This window comes from Nitrospirota bacterium, from assembly GCA_016194305.1.
Classification (GTDB): Bacteria; Nitrospirota; Nitrospiria; order JACQBW01; family JACQBW01; genus JACQBW01.
In genome coordinates this window covers 14,148-35,287 of the sequence record JACQBW010000004.1, presented here as the reverse complement: position 1 = coordinate 35,287, position 21,140 = coordinate 14,148, and the positions used below count along the sequence as shown (strand labels likewise).

15 protein-coding genes and 1 tRNA gene are annotated in these 21,140 nt (G+C 45.0%); 11 read left to right on the top strand and 5 right to left on the bottom strand.

Features of this window, described 5'->3' with window-relative positions; all coding sequences use genetic code 11:
- The first annotated feature begins 68 nt into the window (after window positions 1–68).
- The 7 genes from HY200_01500 (at window position 69) to HY200_01470 (ending at window position 8,080) form a co-directional block, all read left to right on the top strand.
- Window positions 69–141 (top strand) — tRNA-Glu (locus tag HY200_01500).
- Window positions 142–321: 180 nt separating this feature from the next.
- Window positions 322–1,041, top strand: a complete 720-nt coding sequence (locus tag HY200_01495; protein MBI3593611.1) for a hypothetical protein — start codon at window positions 322–324, stop codon at window positions 1,039–1,041.
- 411 nt (window positions 1,042–1,452) lie between these two features.
- Window positions 1,453–3,567: a GAF domain-containing protein gene (locus tag HY200_01490; GenBank protein ID MBI3593610.1), complete on the top strand. Its 2,115-nt coding sequence runs from the start codon at window positions 1,453–1,455 to the stop codon at window positions 3,565–3,567.
- Window positions 3,568–3,876: 309 nt separating this feature from the next.
- Entirely contained in the window at window positions 3,877–4,326 is a 450-nt protein-coding gene (locus HY200_01485; GenBank protein MBI3593609.1) for a MarR family transcriptional regulator, read from the top strand.
- A 19-nt stretch (window positions 4,327–4,345) separates the two neighbouring features.
- Window positions 4,346–5,221, top strand: coding sequence for a pirin family protein (locus HY200_01480; protein MBI3593608.1), 876 nt, complete (start codon window positions 4,346–4,348; stop codon window positions 5,219–5,221).
- A 290-nt stretch (window positions 5,222–5,511) separates the two neighbouring features.
- Window positions 5,512–5,889 carry a response regulator gene (locus HY200_01475; protein ID MBI3593607.1) on the top strand — a complete coding sequence of 126 codons (378 nt, stop codon included), beginning with the start codon at window positions 5,512–5,514 and terminating at the stop codon, window positions 5,887–5,889.
- A 340-nt stretch (window positions 5,890–6,229) separates the two neighbouring features.
- Window positions 6,230–8,080: a YdiU family protein gene (locus HY200_01470; protein ID MBI3593606.1), complete on the top strand. Its 1,851-nt coding sequence runs from the start codon at window positions 6,230–6,232 to the stop codon at window positions 8,078–8,080.
- 15 nt (window positions 8,081–8,095) lie between these two features.
- Here HY200_01470 and HY200_01465 read toward each other — a convergent pair whose 3' ends face one another.
- Window positions 8,096–8,341, bottom strand: coding sequence for a CPXCG motif-containing cysteine-rich protein (locus HY200_01465; protein ID MBI3593605.1), 246 nt, complete (start codon window positions 8,339–8,341; stop codon window positions 8,096–8,098).
- A 117-nt stretch (window positions 8,342–8,458) separates the two neighbouring features.
- Between HY200_01465 and HY200_01460 the strand changes: the two genes are divergently transcribed.
- Both HY200_01460 and HY200_01455 read left to right on the top strand, forming a co-directional pair.
- Entirely contained in the window at window positions 8,459–9,166 is a 708-nt protein-coding gene (locus HY200_01460; protein MBI3593604.1) for an SDR family oxidoreductase, read from the top strand.
- Window positions 9,167–9,337: 171 nt separating this feature from the next.
- Complete coding sequence (locus tag HY200_01455; GenBank protein ID MBI3593603.1) at window positions 9,338–9,706, top strand: hypothetical protein; 369 nt, start codon at window positions 9,338–9,340, stop codon at window positions 9,704–9,706.
- Window positions 9,707–9,727: 21 nt separating this feature from the next.
- On the opposite strand, the gene HY200_01450 is transcribed toward HY200_01455, so the two are convergent.
- The gene (locus tag HY200_01450; GenBank protein MBI3593602.1) at window positions 9,728–12,565 is read right to left on the bottom strand and encodes a PD-(D/E)XK nuclease family protein; all 2,838 of its coding nucleotides are present in this window, start codon (window positions 12,563–12,565) and stop codon (window positions 9,728–9,730) included.
- Window positions 12,562–15,657 carry a UvrD-helicase domain-containing protein gene (locus tag HY200_01445; GenBank protein ID MBI3593601.1) on the bottom strand — a complete coding sequence of 1,032 codons (3,096 nt, stop codon included), beginning with the start codon at window positions 15,655–15,657 and terminating at the stop codon, window positions 12,562–12,564. The genes HY200_01450 and HY200_01445 overlap by 4 nt, the downstream gene beginning before the upstream one ends.
- 172 nt (window positions 15,658–15,829) lie before the next feature.
- On the opposite strand from HY200_01445, the gene HY200_01440 reads away from it, so the two are divergent.
- A complete protein-coding gene (locus HY200_01440) occupies window positions 15,830–16,198 on the top strand; it encodes a hypothetical protein (protein MBI3593600.1) in 369 nt (122 codons plus the stop codon).
- Window positions 16,199–16,297: 99 nt separating this feature from the next.
- Entirely contained in the window at window positions 16,298–17,104 is an 807-nt protein-coding gene (locus HY200_01435) for a hypothetical protein (protein MBI3593599.1), read from the top strand.
- Here the strand turns inward: HY200_01435 and HY200_01430 are convergent.
- Entirely contained in the window at window positions 17,101–18,696 is a 1,596-nt protein-coding gene (locus tag HY200_01430; GenBank protein ID MBI3593598.1) for a response regulator, read from the bottom strand. The two genes, HY200_01435 and HY200_01430, sit on opposite strands and share 4 nt — an antisense overlap.
- A 187-nt stretch (window positions 18,697–18,883) precedes the next feature.
- The gene (locus HY200_01425; GenBank protein MBI3593597.1) at window positions 18,884–21,139 is read right to left on the bottom strand and encodes an EAL domain-containing protein; all 2,256 of its coding nucleotides are present in this window, start codon (window positions 21,137–21,139) and stop codon (window positions 18,884–18,886) included.
- Between the last annotated feature and the right edge of the window lies 1 nt (window position 21,140).

Below are 21,140 nucleotides of genomic sequence, written 5' to 3'. Positions count from 1 at the left end.
GGCCCACTTTAAAAGAAAAATCAGAAAAAATTACTCTGCTGCGGAACTGCTCGCGAGCAAGCTTAGTAGGTCCCATCGTCTAGCGGCCCAGGACGCTGGCCTCTCACGCCGGAAACACGGGTTCGAAACCCGTTGGGACCACTCCTCGCTTGCGGGGCGGAGCGTTACTCTCGTGCCAGCGGAGCTATCTTCTTTAAATTAAGAATAATTACTATCTTTTTCTCTTGGGCCATCGCCGAATCGGCACAATGTCCCAAGCCAGCTCAGTACTGGCAAGTCAAGTGCTTGCGTCCACTTGCAACCTGATTTAAACCGGAATCCGTGACTTTTCCGATCATTTGCCTTTCAATTTTGTTGATTCTGATTCAAGGTTCCCCCGTCTTTGGCCAAGAGAGATTGCCGGAAACGGCGGGTGTTTCAGGTGAAGTCGTCTTCAAAGGCGAGAAGGTCCCCATTTCCCAGGCACTGCGAACCAATTCCGATTCCGAATTCTGTGGCGATTCAGTACTGTCAGAACGGATCATCGTCAACCCTCAGACAAAAACAATAAAAAACGCGATCGTTTTTTTGACTCCCAATGATCCGGAATTGAAGATTCCGTCGAAATCAAAACCTTCTATCAGTGCCCTGCTCAGCTTTAGATGCCATTTCGCGCCGCACGTGATGGTAATTCAAAAAGGAGCTCCTCTCTATATTAAGAACGGCGATCCGATCTTGCACAGTTTCCACTTATATATGAACAACAAATCCCTTTTTAATCTGGCTCTGCCCGGCGGCCCAACCATTATTCAAAAAGAGTTTTCCCAAGAACGAATCGTCCATGTCAAATGTGATATTCACGAATTTATGGAAGGTTTCATTCTGGTCAGTTCCTCTCCGCTTTTTGCCGCCACCCGGGAGGACGGTTTATTTGAATTTGATCATCTTGTTTCGGGAGATTACACCCTCTCGGTCTGGCATGAGGTCTTCGGAAAATTGGAAAAATCGCTTCATCTCAAAATCGGAGAACATCCCTACCTCTCTCTGGGGATAAAACCCTGAACATCTCTGAATTGCTATACCATTTGTACGTTAAATCAGCTATATCTCAAATTTGACAAGATGATAATGAATGGTAAACTTCAGTCAAAGCTATCCGCCAGCGAGCTAACCCAGTTCTGATTGAAGATTTTCTTCCTTCTCCTCCTCTACCCGGCTAATTCTCCTGGCACCCAAATGAAATAGAACTTCGTCAATTCAGATCGGGCATCAGGATATATGGAATTCTTACCTATCCATTTAAACAAGTACAGGATTTTATTGTCTTCATTGACTGTTTTTGGAGGAGGTTATATTTTTATTTTCGGCGCACTTTTCAGGCAAAAGTTCACTTTTCCCAGATTCTTACGTAAGAAAACGATCGACTCCTCTTTGCCAACAAATTTCGCGGACCCTGATACAAACGAAAGTAATATGGGTGATGAAATAGAAGCAGTCACCTCGGGATTCGAAGAGGTCCAGGCCAGCTTCGGAACCACGATGAAGACTTTTGAAAGCCAGGTCAGAAAACAGACAAAAGAACTTGTTGAAACCAAAAAGGATCTGGTAAAACTTACCGGATTTTTACAACGCGGAAAGCAGGAATGGGAATCCACTTTTGATGCCATCTCAGATCCGATTTCAATCATTGATCAAAATTATCATATTATTCGGGCAAATCGTGGCCTGGCCAGGCGTCTCGGGCTTGCGCCAAAAGAACTGATTGGGAGAAAATGTTTCGAAGTATTTGCTTGCCGAATAAATCCAGAATCAGGTTGCCCGCACGACCGGTCGATCGTAAGTGGCTGTTCCGAATCGAGGGAAATGAATCTTACAAACCTCGGAGGAATTTTTCACGTTTCAACTTTTCCCTTGGAGATTCAAGAGGAAAGCATTTCCGGAACAGTCCACATTGCCCGGGATATTACGGAACAGAAACAATTGGACATTCGGTTCCGAGAGGAAGCCGAGATTTCCGCTGCGCTCTTGCAGGTTTCTGAGGTTCTTTCAGATTCGCTTGATTTGAATACGCTTCTATTAAAAGTCATCGAGGTTACCACAAAGTTGGTTCACTGTGATCGCTCCTGTATCTTTTTGTGGGATGAAGAGAGCGAAGTGTTTATTCCACAAGCATGTTTAGGATTTCCAGAAAATCTATTGCCCAAATTCCGGGCACAAAAATTTGCCCCTCCGCATTTTGCCTTCTTTACGGAGATTTTAAAAACCAAGAAGCCGGTCAGTATTCCAGACTGTCTCCAAAGCCCTCTTATTGCACGGGAGGTAGTTTCCGTATTTGGAACCCGTTCTCTTCATATAACGCCTATTCTCAGACAGGGTAAGGTCATTGGCACTTTGCACGTGGGCCAAACAACAAATCCCCGTTCGTGGAACCTTAAAGAAATCAATTTAATCCTTGGAATCGCACATCAAACTGCTGCAACGATTGAAAATGCCGGGTATTACCACAAAGAGATGGAAAAAAATCTGGACCTTTCCCGTCATCTGGAGACCATAAGCACCATGCATGAAATCGATATGAGTATTCTCTCCAGACTGGATCGGAAGGAAATATTAAATGAAATAAGCCAAAGAATTTCTGGTCTGGTCGCGGCCGATCAGATCTCAATTCTTACCACGGACGATCAAAACGCCTTTTTCCAGTACGAAGCGGGAGTAAAAGGGGATCCCTTGAGAAAGATCAAAGTCCCTTTATATGGATCCCACGCATCGGAAGTATTTACAATGCGAAAACCCGTTGTCAGACAGGATTTTTCTAAAGAATCAGATCTGCCTTTGATTGACAGGACTCTCTACCAGGAGGGGTTTCGTTCAGACATGAAATTTCCTCTCTTTGTTAAGGGAGAAGTTTCCGCCATTCTCGTTCTGGCAAGCCGCCGGATTGCGGCCTTTACCAAAGGGGATCTTTCAATATTAGAAAAGATCTCAAGCCAGATTTCAGTCGCTCTGGAAAATGCAGCGCTCGTTAAAGATCTTAAAAACCTCCTTATTTCAACGACGGTGTCACTAGCCCTGGCGGTTGAAGCCAAATCCCCCTGGACCCAAAAGCACTCCGAACGGGTCGCCGAATATGCGGTGAAGATAGCTACCGAAATGCACATTTCAGAAGAGGACAAAAAGACATTGCATCTAGCCGGTCTTCTTCACGACATCGGTAAAATAGGCATCTATGAATCGATCCTGGACAAACCGAGCCGTCTGACACCGGAAGAAACGAATCTCGTTAAACAGCACTGCATGAAAGGGGTCGAAATCCTTAAACCGATCCGGGGATTAGAAGCAATTCTTCCTGTGATTGCCCACCATCATGAGAACTTCAACGGGTCCGGATATCCGAATGGACTAAAAGGAGAAAGCATCCCGTTTCTATCTCGTGTTTTGGCCACTGCAGATGCTTATGACTCTATGACCGCAGATCGCCCCTATCGGAAGGCGCCCGGAAAAGAATTTGCCTTTGACGAACTTCAACGGTGTTCCGGATCACAGTTTGATCCAGCCGTGGTCACCGCTTTCCTTAAAATACTTGCTTAAGTTAATTCCCAATTTATCGTTGCGTTGTGCCACAATTTTCTATTCCTTCATCTCCCGTCTGGGTCCGTCCTTTCCCGGTCTTAAACATCCATAGGATCAAAGATCTGATTTAAATCCGTCATTTTCCACTGGAAATAAGAGTCTGCCTAAAATACTCTGACGGACCACAAACATAACCTGGGGATATTATTAATTTTTTCCATATTTCAAGGAACAAACCTTGCGCACCGACTCTTATTTCACCAGACCTTGACTTCATTCGAACGATGGTTAGATAATTAGATATCTAATCATTTGAAATCTAATTATATGGGAAGTAAATACAAAGGAAACCACGACGAAGTTCGGGCGTTAAGCGCCTTTATCAATCTGATGCGAGCATCCGATTCGGTGGGGTCCCGGGCTTTCAATCATATCCAGACGGAACAACTCACACCAAGCCAATTCGGCGTGTTGGAAGTCCTTCTCCACGGCGGACCGATGTGCCAGACCGACCTCGGGGAGAAATTATTAAGAACTGGAGCAACTATTACTTCCGTTATTGATCATCTGGAAAAAAGTGGTCTGGTCGAGCGAGAGCGCTCGAAAGATGACCGTCGTTTTATTACGGTCTGCTTAACAAAAAAAGGAGAAGTGCTCATTCAAAGAATTTTTCCTCACCATGCACGAGTCATCACGAAGGAGTTGAGTGCATTAACGCCATCCGAACAGGTGGAACTTCGGAGACTCTGCAAAAAACTGGGAAGAAAAAACGGATAATAGAAAGAAAGGAGAAGAGATGTATCGAAAAATAGAAAAGATTTTTAAAGGCTCCCCGTTCCATATGGTTGGAGACGGATTTAAAGTCAGCAATTATTTTCCTTCCGCAACGGAAATCAACAAGCGGATGAGTCCATTTTTTCTGCTCGATTATCATCCGCCCTTCAAGTACTCGCCCACTCCAAATGAACGACGCGGCGTCGGTCCGCATCCCCACCGGGGGATTGAGACCGTGACGATCGCTTTTGAAGGCGCGGTCGCCCATCACGACAGCGTCGGCAACAGCGGAATTATTTACCCGGGCGATGTCCAGTGGATGACAGCAGGAGGAGGGATTCTTCACAGTGAATATCACGAGAAGAAATTTGCCCGATCCGGGGGGATTATGCATATGATGCAGATTTGGGTTAATTTACCTAAAAAACATAAATTAACCGCTCCCAAATACCAGGCCCTGACGAATCAGGAAATTCCGAAAGCTGAATTGCCGTCCCAGGGTGGAATTGTCCGGGTCATATCAGGTGAATTTCAGGGGACGAAAGGACCGGGTACCACATTTGCTCCGGTTCATATGCTTGATATTCGGCTGAAAGCAAACAACGAAGTTCACCTCCCAACGCCCAAGAGCTTTAACACCGCACTCATTGTTCTTCAAGGCGATCTCACAATTAATCAGGAAGCATCCATTTCGCAAAGAGATGCTGTCCTTTTCAAGAATGACGGTGACGACGTGCTCCTCAGCGCGGTCACAGATTCGACGGTTCTGTTTCTCAGCGGAGAACCCATTGAAGAGCCGATCGTCCACTATGGGCCCTTTGTGATGAACACGGTAGACGAAATAAATCAGGCGATTGAAGACTACAACGCGGGAAAATTCGGTTATTTAACCACCTGATATGAATACCTCTTCCTGACGTCCCGCGGTGTCCGTTATAAGATAAAACAAGACGGCACCGTGGAGGAGGTAGCCCGCCTAGCCGGAATTTCCATTCTTTTTTGCCTTCCCTCCTTGACGAATACCTCGTTTGATCTACACTTAATACCGAGTGATTAAGATATAACCTGTTGGAAATATTTATGAAAAGAATACGGATCAAGATCGACGTATCTTGTTCCCTTTTTGAACAGGATTGATCTGATGGCAATCAGTTTCGAAATCCTGATTGCCAGCGCGAAAGGATCCTATTGTCTGAAAAAGCAGGTGTCAAAAAAAAGGTCTTGATTATCGATGATTCCGAATTTGTTCGGAACAAATTGAAAAATATTCTCGAAGGAATGAATTTTGAAGTGGTTGGCGTGGCTGAAGATGGTTTAAAGGGAATTAATCAGTATCGGGAATTGAGGCCAGATATCGTTACGATAGATATGGTCATGCCCTCTTACTTAAAAGGACTGGATTGCCTAAGAATTTTAAAAAAGCTCGACCCAGACCTGACCGCCATCATGGTCACGTCTGTTTCCGACCAAAAAACAGTCCTGCAATGTATCAGGGAAGGGGCCAAGAATTATATTCTGAAACCATTTGATGAAAAAAAGATTAAAGAAGTCATGGAAGATTTATAACAACATAGCGATGCTCATTGACCCTTATTATCAGAAAACTGTTCCGTTCCCGGGACTTCCATCCGGAGGGATCCCGCCGCTTTCCTATTTTTTCTTTTTCGGTTTCTTTTTTTCTTTGCGAATCGTTTTCTCGCCCACTATTGACCTCCTTTTTTTATTAATTAAATTGATGTGCCCCGCTGAAATGTCCTGACTTGGCGTAGTATAGAGGAAAGTGGTCACAGGGTCAAATTGAATGATGTATTCCCGACCTTACAAATGCGCAACCTTTTGTTATACTTTAAAAGATATTAACTGAACCTGTCAGACTGCGGAACTTCCCGATTTGACAGACCCAAGAATGAAACGAAATCTCCAAAATAAAATTAGAAAAGATATTTCCAAACTCTATTCCCTTTTTTCCCAAATCAATGGAGACCATCCCTATAAAGGAGCCGTGCAAGACGGATACGTGGAATATGCCGTCAGGACCCGGCGCGGAGGGAAACTATTCTATTTCAATTTTGACCTCGCGAAAGAAATTGGCCTGATTCCCACAAACCATACCCGTACCATGACACCGGAACTGATTCGGGCCGTACTCGATACTTTCAGCCTTCAGATCATAAACGAATACGACATCGCCCACCATCTCAAGATCCCGGATCGGGACATACGGCCCCACCGTTATATGGCGACCCGATATTTGCAACTGCAACATCCTGACAAAAAGGGACTTTCGTCAGGAGACGGACGGAGCATCTGGAATGGTACTTTTAAAGGCTCCAACGGGCGTTGGGATTTCTCCAGCTGCGGCGCAGGAGTCACCCGTCTGAGTCCCGCAACAGCCATTGAACATCGATTTTTCAAGACTGGCGACAAGAATGCTTCTTATGGCAGCGGCCGACAAGATCTGACGGATGGATTTGATGCTGCACTCATGAGCGACATTTTTCATCGCAATGGCATTAGAACCGAACGCATTCTGGCCGTAATCGGCTATGAGGACCAAACCTGTGTTACGGTTCGCGCCGGCAAGAATCTCCTGCGTCCCGCCCATTTTTTTATGCATCTCAAGCAGGGTGATTACGATGATCTGCGGCGTATCGTCGACTACTATATTGAAAGGGAAATTGAAAACGGAGAGTGGCCTGTACTGAAAGAACCTCAGGAAAAATATGAGGAGTTCCTTAAAAGAGCCACGTTCTCCTTTGCCAGTGCGGCAGCCCAGTTTGAAAGTGAGTACATTTTCTGCTGGATGGAATGGGACGGTGACAACATTCTGGCCGACGGCGGAATTATCGACTACGGATCGGTCCGTCAATTTGGCCTTTTCCATCATGACTATCGCTACGACGACGTCGACCGTTTCTCCACCACCATTACGGAACAAAAGAACAAGGCAAAGTATATTGTTCAGACCTTCGCTCAATTGACCGATTTTTTAATTACGGGAAAAAAGAAAAAGCTTTCGCTGTTCAAAACGCATCCCGCCTTAAAACAATTCAACCGGATTTTTGAAAAGGAGAAAGACCGGGCGGTTCTCTACCGGATCGGTTTTGATCAGGAGGCTCAGGAACTCCTCCTGAAAAAGAAACGCGACGGAGCTTTAGTCCGAAAATTCAGATATCTATTAAGATATTTTGAACGGGTCAAGACAAGGCGCGGACGTCATGCAGTGGCAGATGGCATAACATGGGATGCCATTTTTTGCGTCCGGGACGTTCTTCGGGAACTTCCGAAAGTTTATCTTTCCGGGGTTAAAACTGTTTCTGAAAAAGAATTTATCGGCATTCTTCGATCTAATTACGCTTCAAAGGCGGATGTTAAAATTAGTCCGAACCGTCGCAAAAAGATTCAACATTTTCAACAAGCCTACTGGAATCTGGTCCGAAGGGCCGCGGCGCTCAAAGGAGGCGATTTCAGGGATATCTTAAGGACGATTGTAGAACGGTCGACTCTCATAAATCGTTACAGCAGACTCACCGGACGTGCCGCAATTCTCATCTCCCAGCGGATTGCACGGGATTCGAAACGGCTCCCGGCAAACGCATTGAATCGTATGCTACAGGATTTTGTGGAAGATCAAATTCTGCGGCCAGAGGCCCGCTCGGCCCCCGGCTCTTCCGCTCAAAGTGCCAGGATGAGCGAAACGCGAAGAACCTTACGCGCCATGTTTGATACTCTCAAGGCTTGTCGAGAAAGCATCTGATCGGCGGTGGCCGAATCATTCGTTCTCAGGAGAGGCCCGGCAGGCCCATTTTCCATCTCTTTTTTCCAAATGAATGACGTTGGCTTTGCAGCACACCGTGCAATCTTCAACAATTTCATAGGAACGGCCTATTGTTTCCTCAATGAAAATTTCATTCAGTTCGCCGCAATATCCGCAGGGATAATTGGCGAAACCTTCCTCCGCCTCCTCTTCATCTTCGTCCATTTGCCAGTTCAATCCCGGGATGACCTTCTCATTCATCAAATAACGCTTTCGATTCGAAGAAACCGATTATAACATAAGACGGAAGGAAGAATAAACGAAGGCCGGTCTCTGTTATTTTCTCGATTTCGCAACAGGGAGTCCTGTAATATGACGATGATGAAAAATAAAAAAATAGCGCTCGTTACGGGTGGAAATAGAGGAATAGGACTGGAAGTCTGTCGTCAACTCGCCTCATCCGAAGTTCAGGTCATTCTAACCGCTCGTAGCGAAGAGCTGGGCCTTCAGGCCCAGTCGAATTTGTCCCGCAGCGGGTTCTCTGTCGACTTTCAGAGACTGGATGTGACTGACATTTCAACCTTGAATTCCACTTTCAATTTTATTTCCAAAAGATACGGGGTGCTGGATATTCTGATTAATAACGCCGGCATACTTCCAGACGGGGACAAGAGCGGTCTCAATGTGGAATCCGAAACCATACTTCAGGTATTCAAAACTAATACTTTGGGGCCATTACGGCTGAGTCAGCTCTTTTTACCGCTCCTTAAAAAAAGCCGGGCTGGCAAAATCATCAATATTTCTAGTGGAATGGGCTCTCTCAATGAAATGGCCGGCGGGTACCCGGCGTATCGCATATCCAAAGCAGCATTAAATGCGGTAACCTTGATTCTCTCAAGCGAAATGGTCGGATTGAATATCGCTGTCAACTCGATCTGTCCGGGATGGGTCAAAACCGATATGGGTGGCAGGAACGCCGCACGATCCGTAGAACAAGGGGCAACCGGCATCGTGCAACTGGCCCTTCTTGACAAAAAAGTTCCCACTGGGAAATTCCTGCGAGATGGACAAATAATCGCCTGGTAATACTTCGCCGGTATCCTATGCTGATCTGTACCGGTCCCCGTTACGCACAAGGTGCAGCCGAATCTTTATATTAGATCCATTGACGATAAGCTGAATATTCACGGGCTGGAGAGCGGAACTTTTCAGGACAAAAGGAAGCATCGCAAAACTTTGGAACATCAGGAATAGGCAATGGACATTCAATTGGTCTGGACCTTAAAGGTGGCCCCGAAGGATGAAAATGAAACCCTGCATGAACTAGGCTTGTCCTGGTACCGTTTTGAGCAAAAACGTGAAAATTTTGAATTTTCACTGCAGAAGAAAATCCGGCCGGCGGTTTGGATTCAATTCTCCCAGATCGAACAGCTGGAACGGATTCAGGGCGTCTATCCTGACGCCGCGTTAGGGCCAGCCTCTTCTTTTACGGAAGCCCTCCTTTTTGCGGAAAATCAGGAAACGGGAGAAACCCTCAAGAAAAAAGTAACCCAACTCCTTCAGATGGAAAATGAGATTGATGAAATGGATGCACTCCTTCGTGAAGACACGATGGAAGATTATTAAAGTGAAAAAGATTAATTCAGACTACCGCCCGATCCATTGCGTACCGCAGAGGGCTTGATAGTCACAACCCGGGCAGTTTTTTTTATTGTCTGTTGTGGGGAAAAAAGGGAGAGAAGAATCGGTAATTTCATGGAGTAACCCGAGGATCACCGTTTTAAGCAGCCTAAATACCTCCGCCGCCGGAATTTCATTAAACAACGGGAGTTCAATCTCCGATCCAATTTTGGAACGACCCAGGAGAAGATACATCGCTTCAAGATTTTCAATTGTTCTATTTTCCTTCTCACTGTAAAGAAGGATATAGAACGGGAGTTGCAGACTCCCTATAGCGTAGCTCCAATCCTCCCGTCTATTCAAATCGAAGCGTGTTAGATCGATTTTTAAATGATCGGATTGGGATCCGGTCTTATAGTCGATGATCACGGTTTTCTCATTTCTCCGTTCAATCCGGTCGATTCTTCCGGTCAACCGATACGAGGAAAACTCCACGTTCAGGTTCTCCTCGCATGCCAGAATGGTAACACTCTTGCGTTTGATGAGAGGAAGTGTGTAATTCTCAAGAAAATCAATGAGATGTTTTTTGACCTGTCGATTCAAAAGATAGCGGGCTCCTGAAATGTCATTTCCATATTGACTAGAGAAACGGTCTTTAATGAGTCTTTCCATCTCTCCCCGATTCAGATCCTTCTCGTCCAATTTTCTCCCTATTTTTCCTTGAAAATAATCGGCTAACAAGAGATGAATAAAACTTCCTAATTCGTTCCTTTCAAGTTCAACAGACATTTCTTCTTTGGGACGCAATCCAAGCACTGACGCGTAATAGAACCTAAGAGGACATTTCAGATACCGATCAAGCGCGGTTGCACTATAGGCATATGATCTGAGATATTGGATCACTTCCTTGTTCTTCGGAATAGGACCCGGTTCTTTGTTTTCCAGATCAACGCGGTATTGAACCGCTTTGACTAATTTATTTTGATGTGTGGTTTTCTCTTTTTTTTGCTTTTCCCAAAGAAGTTTTTCCACAAATCGGGATTTCTCTTTTTTCTGATTCTCCACAAAAAACAGATGGACGTCACTTGCTCCACCCAGGAGAACATCAAAATAATAGGCTGTCAGCTTGTCACGATCAATATAAGTCGGAAGGGACAAAATCTCTCTCGCCCGAAAGGGGATCAGACTCTCATCCTTTTTAGTTTCGGGAAACACTTCTTCATTGGCATCCAGTACAAAAACGGATTTGAACTTGAGATTTCGGGTCTCGAGCGCCCCCAAAACCTGAACACCTTTAAGCGGGGTTCCCGGAAATGGCGTATGACAGGAAGCAATATACCTCCTAAGAAAAACAAAATAACTTGTCCTCTCACTAAAAGAGAAATTCCTCATCATCGACTTCGAAATCGCTTCAAATGCGTCGATCAATGAATCTGAAAACGGAAGAAAGAGCGGGTGAAGTTTGGCAGGGCTCTGCTGAAAGACAAACAGAAGGAGTTCTATCCCCTTATTCGCAAAATCCGACATGTTTTCAATCGAGAAAAACTTTTCAATGGTCGACCGGTGAATCCATCGGATATGATCCCTCAGTTGTTTCTCGGTCAACTGAAATTCGATGCCTGTCATTTTTTTTAGACTTTCTGAAAAAACCACCGTGTCGTTCTCAATATCGGAAAGGGAAATAAAAAGTTGAGATCTGTTCTTTAAAAGCCGATCCTCTACCGTGTGAAAAAAAACGCGGGTTATTTCAGAATTTCTGTGAAAGAAGACATTCTTTGTATAGGGATGCAGGACAAATTTCAAATAATCGGGAATATATATTTTTCCCCCTTCCATCGATACGATGAGTTCAAAGAGAGAATTGAGAAATCCAAAAACCGGTGTCCGGAACAGGGGATAGCCGAGAGAAATATTGAATGAATCTTCAGGCAAATGTGAGAGGCCCTGCCGCAGGAGCGGAAAAAGAGATTCCGAGGACGGGAGGAGGATAACAGTGCTTTCAGGAACTGCGAAGCCGTTCTTGATCCTGTTGTCAAGTTCATTTCCCAACGTCAACACTTCGCCGTGGGAATCAGGCGCACTATAAAAAAACAGTTCCGTTTCCGGAACGGACTCCTGATCGGGAGGGTTACTCATGCCGAGATCTTTTAGTTTTTCTGATAATCCGGCACCCTGCTGAAAAATGAAAAGGGTATTGTCGAGTTTTAAAAGTGCATGAAAGAGTTTTTTTTCGGAGTCAGTCAGAGCAAAGAATCCAGCAAACACGATTTGTCTCCATGGATTCAGTGCGGTCTGACTGAAAGTGTCCAAGGCATACCGGTACCTGTCGGACCGGGTCATGAGTCCGATTGACTCGACCCTTCTGTAAAAAATTTCATAAAACCAGGTTAACGACCGGAGTCGCTTTCCTGTCAACTTCGGGACCCCTTCTTCCAGGAAGGCCTCGATGTGCTTGAGCTTATCGGCCGGCACGTCTTCGATCCTGAGCTCTTCAAGATCATGGTAAATTCTGATTCCCAAAGGAAAAAAACGGTCCAGCGTTTCGAAACTATCTCCCCCCATCTGATTTTCAGAATGCCTGTGAATTTCATATAAAAGAGCGACTGCATCCAGGATTTCCAGCTTCCTAACCGGACGCCCCTTTTCACATAGGAAATCAATAAATTCATCAATTGACAGGATACGCGGCGGGATCACGCTTGATCCGGATTTTCTGGCCAGCTCCCGCCTTAGAAAATGCGCCGGCCGCTTCCCTGGAAAAACAACAAGGGTTTCGGAATAATCCTTCTCGATTCCTTCAAGCCGGGAGGAGAGTGTTTCAATCAGGTCAGCTCCCCGGGGAGTCACGATCAGATTCATATTCATACGAATTTTTCGACTTCGTTCCGGTCGACATAAATCAGCAGACCGGCAGCCGCCTTATCGGGATAGATTTCTTGAGCAATCCTCAAATACTTTTTTAACTGGTCTTTATCGTTTTCGTAAGCCCGTTTTTCTCTTCCGGTCTTGTATTCCATTACCGTTACCCGGTCCAGATCCACCACAACCCTGTCCATTCTCAAAAGCCGTCCTGACGCATCCACAAATTCCTGCTCATTTTTGATCACTCTCCCGGGAAGATATGTAAAAAACGGATTTATGTGCCGATTCATCATAAGCGTTTCGATCAGTCGTTCGATTTCCGGATCATAATAAGCCTCATGGGTCTCCTCTTTTATTCTATCGATGATATTTCGCACCTGTGCCCGAATATCCGTTTCGAGGTCATGGATGTCAAAGAGGATCCTGTGTATCCATTCGCCACGTTTTCTCTCCTCGGGAGCGACGAACCGTGCGTGGCTTAGCGGAAACTCCCGCTTCCTTTCCCCGTATTGAATCGATCGAATTTCCACCGGTGACATTTCCCCGACCGTTTCGGAAAGATAAACCGGGTTTGGAGCAGGCGGACGTTCTCCTGACGGAAAGAGAAAAAAAGGGAAATTCTCCTTTTTTTTGAACATGCCCATAATATGAAGTTCCCGTTCTGGCCGAGTCAGTCCCACATAAAGCGTATTGAGACGGTTCACCCATTCCCGAACCTGCTCCTTTTCGTAGAGTGCATGAAGCGTCTCATCGCAGAGAGCCTCTCCTTTGTTGATTTTGAGAAGATGAATAGCCCCTGGCACTTCTTCCAGAATAAATTCAAATCCTCTATTCTTAACTTCATAAAGGAGAAGTATCACTACCGGAAAACCAAGTCCCTTCGCCTTATGGATGGTCATCACATTCACTGCTTCAAAATTCTTAGGTACGGAAAGCTCCCAACTGTCATTTCCATTGTCGTTCTCATCGGTGGTGGCCAGAAAATCGGAAAGGTGGTTTGTCCCTTTTTTTTCAAATTCGTTGGCCACCTCAAGAAATTTGATGAGCGCAGCCTCTTCTCCCGGCTTGTTTTGAAAAAGTTCAAAAATGGAATAAATCTCCGTGACCAGGTCATAGAGCGGAAGAAATCCCGAAACCTTTAAAAGGGTCTCAAAATACTTTTTCCAGAGAAAGGGATATCTTTCCTGAAATCCCTTATAAAGAGGAGAGCGCATTTTGTATTCAAAACAGAAATTCCTGAGCTGCGCCGGATCGAAGTCCGGAAAATCGCGCCGGAGCAGGGTCGCGAATATCTCTCCGAGTAAAAAATTTGCAAAGGAGAAATGATCCGTGGGAGAGTCAAAAAATGTGAGCAGGGCAATCAATTCCCCAATGACTTTTCTTCTTCGGATATCGAGACTGCTGTACGAAATAAAAGGAATTCCCTTTTCATTCAGCCACGAGGTGACTCTAACCGCATGCTCGTTGGTTTGAGTCAGAATCGCCAGGTCTCTGTAACCGTAGCCTCTCAAACGCAAATCGACGATCTTTTCCTGTATTTTCTCCTTTTCGGCTTCAACCTCTTCGCTCACCTCGAAAAGAGACACTTCCACATATCCGTCGTTGTCAATATTCTGTTCTGCTTCTTGCACATAATCCGTTAAACCGCTTCTTTTGCCTGCCTGATAGTAATCAGAATTCAGCAAAAGACGGGTCTTAAATATATTTTCATTAAATTCAAGAATCTTCTTCTTACTTCTGTAATTGATATTGAGTTCCCGGACCTCGTGTGCCGCGGACGGAAAAGGATTAACAAGTTCCAAATCTTTCATTATGGTGTAGTCGGCGTTCCGAAAACCATAGATGGACTGTTTCGTATCTCCCACCAGAAACAGACTCCCGCCCTGCGAAAGAGAGTTTTCTATTAAAGGAAAGAGATTTTTCCATTGAACGGGTGAAGTGTCTTGAAATTCGTCGATCAGAAAGTGATATATCCTCTCCCCCATGCGAAAATAGATATCCGGAACGATCTGTTCATTGAGATATTTCGAAAGATCATGATTGATATCTTCAATAAATATTTTGCCTTGCCGCTTTTTGGCGTTGTCGAGATGGCGGGTAAAAGCAAGATAGGTTTTGATATAAGGATTGTATTTTGAGCGGCATGAAATGACGGTTAATCTGTTTGCCAGATCTCGAAATTGATTCCATTGCCCTAAAATCTTTTCATGGGACTTGCGATTCTTCTCTTCTTCCGCGTTGGAAGGTTTCGAAACAGGAGGAACCCGATAGGGCTTTCCGCCCAGATCCTGGAATCTTCGTTGCCGAACCTGCTTTAATACGGCCAGGTAGCCCGATTGTCCGTGTCTCTTCAATCCAGACTGTTCAATTTCACGCTCGATTTCTTCGACGCAATGGGAGATATCGATTCGTAATTTCTTCAGTTCGTATTCAAATTCTTCAATTTCCACCTCTTTACTCTCCGAAGAAAGTTTACGATAAACTTTTCGGCTTTCTTCCAGCAGGCGTTTCGAAGGAATCCAAAGAAAGGCTCCGTCTTCTTTCTGGAAATCAAGAAGTGAGTCCACAATCTCCTCCAGCGCGGCTGCTTCCGGACTCCCTTCCCTGACGTTTCTCAGGAAAAGCTCGAATGCATATTCCATGAGAGAACGATTGTCCATCAGAATTTCAAAATCAACGTTGTATCCAAAATCAATCGCGGAAGATTTAAAGACAGTGGTCATAAAGCTATCGATCGTTTTGATCTGAAAATCTGCAAAATTGCCCAGGATTTCCTCGATTAATCTGCCGGCCCGCTCTTGCATTACCTCGCACCGAGCGGGAGTTCCATCTGACAACTCGGCCAGCTTCTTTTTATTTCCGAAATAGATTTCTTTAAGCCAACTCAGCGTCCTTTCTTTCATCTCCTTTGCGGCATTATTCGAAAAGGTTACAGCAAGTATATTTTTCAGCTGATTTCGCGGAATTTTCTCAAAGAGAAGAAATTGAATTATTCTTCGGGTCAGGGCATAGGTCTTTCCGGAACCCGCAGAGGCCTTAAGTACTATAAAATGAGGAAACTGAAGAGAATTATCCTTAGGTGGTATTGAGGACATTTATCGCTCGGAATGGTTAAGGGTCTGAATGAATGGAAAACCAGAATATCACTTTACAATGATTTCGAAAAGAACTTCAAGGAGGTTTGACGACCTGAATTTCCGGGGTATAATTTAAGAACAAAATAAGCACTTTGACATTTAGGATAACCTTTTTGTAAGGAGCAGTTCTATGATTAGAAACTTCACCATAACAGTCGCTTTAGGTGCTATTCTCGGATTGGGTGTTCTGCCTGCCATGGGTGCGGAGGGCGAGGTCAAACAAGATCGTCAGGAAGTAAGAAAAGATAGGGAGAATATCCGGCAGGATAAGAAGGAGATTGTTCAGGACAAACAGGCCTTGAGACAAGATCGTCGTCAACTTGCCGCTGAAAACAGAGAAGGAGACAAGGCGGGCGCGGAAAAAGCCCGGGCTCAAGTTCGGACTGATAAGAGAGATCTTCATGCCGATCGAAAAAATCTTCGTCACGATCGTCATGATCGCCGTACTGACAGAAGGGATCTGCGACACGACAGGAGAACTGTTCACGCCAAGAAGTAAATTCAGCTCTATAACGATAGAGTGATCGGCACCTCGACCTTCCCTTGAGGTGCCTTTTTTTTACTGCATGGCAATTGAAATGTGATAGGCTTGATTCACATGAAGACTTCGTCTCTGCCTTTAGTGATCCTGGGGGGCGGATTTACCGGAAAGGTGATTTTTCATCAGGCCGTCCCATTCTCCAGACCTCTTTTAATCACCAGCCGGAATCCCGCATTTCATCTACAATCATTCCACGCAAGAAACCGGATCTGGTTTGATCTTGAAAATCCCAAGAGCTGGGATAGTCTGCCTGAAAAAGGGGATGTCATTTGGACTTTTCCTGCAAATTCACCCGAAAGGATCGAACAATTCATCGTAGAAAAAGGGGACCGGTTTAATCGATTGGTCGTTATTGGGAGTACCTCTGCCTACCGGAAAGGCTCTTCCAAGGAATCCATTACGGTTGATGAAAATTCTCCGGTGAATCCGAAAGACTCCCGTATTATCGGAGAAGGACTTCTCCGGGAAAAATTAAATGGAATCATTCTTCGCTCTGCAGGGATTTATGGACCTGGCCGGAACCCGGTCGACTGGATACGAAAAGGTCGTCTGAAACATTCTCCGAGATTCATCAATTTAATTCATGTGGAAGATCTTTCCGCACTCTCGCTCCTCGCATTGAGCCGGGGAAAACCGGGGGACGTCTATAATGTCAGCGATGGAAACCCGGTTAAAGTTTCAGACCTCGTCGAAACGGCTCGGACCCGTTGGCATATTCCAGTTCCTCCCCTCTCGAAAGAGTTTTCCGCTGGTCAAAAAGTCTCCAATCTTAAAATGATTGAAACATTCAACTACTCAATTCAATTTTCCGACCTTTATTCCGTTCTGGATAAACTTCAAAAAGAAGATGTTGACCCGGTCTAGATCAAAGGGTTGGGTAATTCAGAATTGAGCACCAGGTCCAGCGTCCTGCTCAGTTCATAAATCCGGTAGGGTTTGGCAATATAACCGTCGAATCCGAACTGCTGAAAACCTTCTATCACCGGGTCATTCGAGTAACCGCTTGATACGATTACTTTGACATTCGGATTCAGCCCCTTTAATTGCTTAAGTATTTCAAGGCCTGATAGCCCCCCGGGAAGCGTCAGGTCAGTCATGACCAGGTCAAACGGTTCTCCCCCCTCCCGTGCTTCTACATACTTCTGTAGTCCTTCCGTTCCGGTTATGGCCCTATCCGCGCTGTATTTGAGGTTTCGAATCATCTCTCCCGCAACGTCGAGAACGCTCTCTTCATCATCAATAACAAGGATTCTTCCCTTCCCTTTCTTGAGCTCTTCAATCTCCTTTTTTGCCAATGGCTTTTTGGTCGACGCAGGGAGATAAATGTGAAAGGTGGTTCCCTTTCCTGGACTTGACTCGACTGTAATTAAACCTGTATGTCTCCTGATCACTGAATAAGATATCCAGAGACCCAGACCGCTTCCTTTGAGTTTGGTTGTGAAATAAGGATCAAATATTTTTGAAAGATGACTCTTCTTGATGCCTATTCCGGAATCTTTAAAAGATATTCTGACATATTTCCCTTCCTTTAAAGCTTTCGTTTCGTCCCGATCTTTCATGACCTGGATGTTTTTTCCCGAAACCTGAAGGGTTCCCCCTTGCGGCATTGCCTGCAAGGCATTTATGACCAGGTTCTGAATGACCTGGTGGATCTGTCCATCGTCGATTTCGACTGTCCAGAGATTCTTATCAATAGAAAACCGGGTGACGATCCGGGTTCCTGTTAGCGCAAAACGAACGGAATTCTCCAACATTTCTCTCATTGAAGTCGGTTTCTTAGAGGGAGGATCTCCTTTAGAAAAACTCAAAAGCTGGTTAGCCAGCTCTTTGGCCCGGAGAGAGGCTTTTTCAGCCGATTTTAACCGGGTAAGAGTCTCGTCATTCAGAGAACCCCACGAGAGGGCTAACGAAAGATTGCCCATAATACCCGTTAAGACATTATTAAAATCATGAGCAATGCCTCCTGCCATCACCTCCAGCGATTCAAGCTTTTGAATCTTTAATAATTCCTCCTCCATTCTTTTCCGTTCGGTGACATCCAGAAAAGCGCCCACGGTTCGAGCAGGAAAACGAGTGCCCCTCTTTTCTTTAAAAGACGTTTGTGAACGCCTCGTTATCCAACGGACGACCCTTTTATCTATCAAGATCCGGTGATCGAGTTCCAATTTTCCATCGCCTGACGGATCCTCTGCTCTTTTTACCGCCGCTGCCACCCGTTTTCGGTCTGAGGGATGAATCTGATCCATCATCTTTTCCAGCGTCGCTTTTTCTTGGGTGTCCCAACCGAAAATCGCCCGAAGTTCCTCAGAAAAGTGGAATGAGTCGCTCAGATGATCGTGATCAAATATTCCGATTCCCGAGATACGAAAAATCTGACGAAGCCGTTCGTCATCTTTACGTTCTTTGAATTTTCGAATTTTCTTATCCTTTTTGAGCCCTTTTGAACGGGGAGACATTTTGGCTCTTTCCCTTTTAATTTGCGAAATTGACAAACCCTATTACATCAGAGCTTATTTTGATATGGATCCATTCACATCCTGTTGAAATAACCGAGACAATAAAAATATGCCTGGATCATTATCATTAATATAAAAAATGATTTATTATACCAAAAAATGGGGAAAATCGGCGATAAAATGGAATTTATCTCAAAGGTCTGTTCTGAATGAGCAGCTGGGTCATTTCTTTCCCGGAGAGTGGTTTGCTGAAGAGAAAGCCCTGGATTTGATCACAACCTACAGATTGCAAATAATGGAGTTGTTCTCTTGTTTCCACCCCTTCAGCCACGACTTTTAACTTTAGACTGTGAGCAAGGGTGATAATGGCTCCGACCAATCTTTTATCATCGGAATTGGTAGAAATATCCCGAACAAAAGTTCGATCTATTTTTAGAGTCGAAACAGGGAATCGCTTCAGATAACCGAGCGAGGAATAACCGGTTCCGAAATCGTCGATTGAGATATCGATTCCCAATTCGTCAAGTCTCTTCAGTGTCATTTCAGCGTTTTCCGCGCTTTTCATAATCGTACTTTCGGTAATTTCAAGTTCGAGATATTTTGGATCCAATCCGCTCTCCTTCAGGGTATTGGAAATCATTTCCGAAAGATTCTGTTGTTGAAACTGCGTTGCTGAAATATTTATGGCCATGCCGATCGGAGTGAGTCCAGTCATTTGCCAGGCCTTGTTCTGAGCACAAGCCGCCTGTAAGACCCACTCTCCCATCGGCAAGATTAACCCTATCTCCTCCGCAAGCGAGATAAATTCCCCGGGCAGTACAATTTGTTTATTCACCGGACTTAACCAGCGGATGAGCGCCTCAACACCGATAATCTTTCCGGAAATCAGGTCTATTTTAGGTTGATAATAAAGCAGAAACTCATCCCTTTCCATTGCATGGCGAAGACTATTTTCAAGAGCCAGTCGTTCGGAGACTTTTTCATTGAGTTCAGGAGAATAGATCTGGTAGTTGTTTTTACCCTGCTCTTTGGCCCGGTACATGGCAGTATCGGCATTTCGAATCAACATTTCGTAATGATCGCCGTCATTCGGATAAATCGCAATTCCGATACTTGTGGTAATGTAGAGTTCCCGGTCCTGTAAGACAAAGGGTTTTGACAGGCCGGAGAGAATTTTCTCGGCGATAAAAAGGGTGTGATTCGGCGTGGCAAGATCATCAAGAATGATCACAAATTCGTCTCCTCCCAATCGGGCCACGGTGTCGCCATCCCGGATGCATTTTCGCAATCGTTCCGCCACGGCTTTCAACAACAGGTCACCGAAAGTGTGCCCAAAGGTGTCGTTGATGTTTTTAAATCGGTCCAGATCAAGAAAGAGAACGGCCACTGCACGTTTGTTCCATGAAGCCCTTGAAATCGCCTGCCCAAGCCGGTCATGAAACAGTGTCCGGTTAGGAAGGGCCGTCAAGGAGTCAAAGTTTGCGAGATAATTGAGTCTTTCTTCATCTTTTCTCCTCCGGGTTACGTCTCGAAAACTCCAGACCCGTCCGATATTCTTTTCTCCGACCCTTTGAGGTTTTGAATATCGTTCGAAGATTCTTCCATCAGCCAATTCCAGGGTATCAAAACTCTCTTCTTCCGGATGGCTGTATAAATCCATGACTTTTTTGAAGAATGAGACGGGATCTTTAATCTGGGACGAGACATGGGCCAATAACGGCCGGTCGTCGAAAGTTTCTCGAATTTTTTGAAGGACGCACTCCGGAATATTCCACAATTTCAAAAACTGTTCATTATATTTTAATATTTTTTTCCCTTCTTTATCGACCACCAAGATCCCGTCAGTTGTCGATTCCAGCGTGGCATTCAGCAAAGAAAGAGTCTGTTTTTGTTCCTCTTCGGAGTGGCGCCGATCGGTGACATCCCTGATGATTGAAATTCCGCCCAGAACATCGCCGGACTGGTTTTTTAGAAAAGAATGCCGGCTTTCAATAAATATTTTTTCTCCCGACTTCGAAAGAATATACTGTTTGTCGTTCGGGATGACGTTTCGATTTCTCTCGCGAACCAGAAAGAAATCCAGCCCGATGGAGTCTTTGAAAAAAGGGAGCAGATCGGGGGCATATTGACCGAGCGCTTCAACCGTACTCATGCCGGTAATCGTGGCCATGCCTGGATTCCATACGGTAATGTGAAATTTTTGGTCGAATGCAAATATGCCATCGACGCTGCTGGTAATAATCCCTTGCAGATAGGAATTAACTTGAAACAGCTCTCTCGAACTGATTTCAAGCGATCGCTCAAACAGAATCCGGTCTTCGTCAAACTGTTTATAGGCTTCATTAATCGCCTGCGTAAATTGCGATAGTTCCTGGGGTACAGACGAGGTCCCGCGAAAATACCTCTTTAACTGTCGCCTGAGTAGACTATGTACATTTTCCATC

Bases quoted from the DNA above. Each gene is read 5' to 3' on its own strand.
- HY200_01490 (MBI3593610.1), top strand. From the start codon at position 1,453: ATGGGTGATGAAATAGAAGCAGTCACCTCGGGATTCGAAGAGGTCCAG.
- HY200_01485 (MBI3593609.1), top strand. From the start codon at position 3,877: ATGGGAAGTAAATACAAAGGAAACCACGACGAAGTTCGGGCGTTAAGC.
- HY200_01480 (MBI3593608.1), top strand. From the start codon at position 4,346: ATGTATCGAAAAATAGAAAAGATTTTTAAAGGCTCCCCGTTCCATATG.
- HY200_01470 (MBI3593606.1), top strand. From the start codon at position 6,230: ATGAAACGAAATCTCCAAAATAAAATTAGAAAAGATATTTCCAAACTC.
- HY200_01465 (MBI3593605.1), bottom strand. From the start codon at position 8,341: ATGAATGAGAAGGTCATCCCGGGATTGAACTGGCAAATGGACGAAGAT.
- HY200_01460 (MBI3593604.1), top strand. From the start codon at position 8,459: ATGATGAAAAATAAAAAAATAGCGCTCGTTACGGGTGGAAATAGAGGA.
- HY200_01455 (MBI3593603.1), top strand. From the start codon at position 9,338: ATGGACATTCAATTGGTCTGGACCTTAAAGGTGGCCCCGAAGGATGAA.
- HY200_01450 (MBI3593602.1), bottom strand. From the start codon at position 12,565: ATGAATATGAATCTGATCGTGACTCCCCGGGGAGCTGACCTGATTGAA.
- HY200_01445 (MBI3593601.1), bottom strand. From the start codon at position 15,657: ATGTCCTCAATACCACCTAAGGATAATTCTCTTCAGTTTCCTCATTTT.
- HY200_01440 (MBI3593600.1), top strand. From the start codon at position 15,830: ATGATTAGAAACTTCACCATAACAGTCGCTTTAGGTGCTATTCTCGGA.
- HY200_01435 (MBI3593599.1), top strand. From the start codon at position 16,298: ATGAAGACTTCGTCTCTGCCTTTAGTGATCCTGGGGGGCGGATTTACC.
- HY200_01430 (MBI3593598.1), bottom strand. From the start codon at position 18,696: ATGTCTCCCCGTTCAAAAGGGCTCAAAAAGGATAAGAAAATTCGAAAA.
- HY200_01425 (MBI3593597.1), bottom strand. From the start codon at position 21,139: ATGGAAAATGTACATAGTCTACTCAGGCGACAGTTAAAGAGGTATTTT.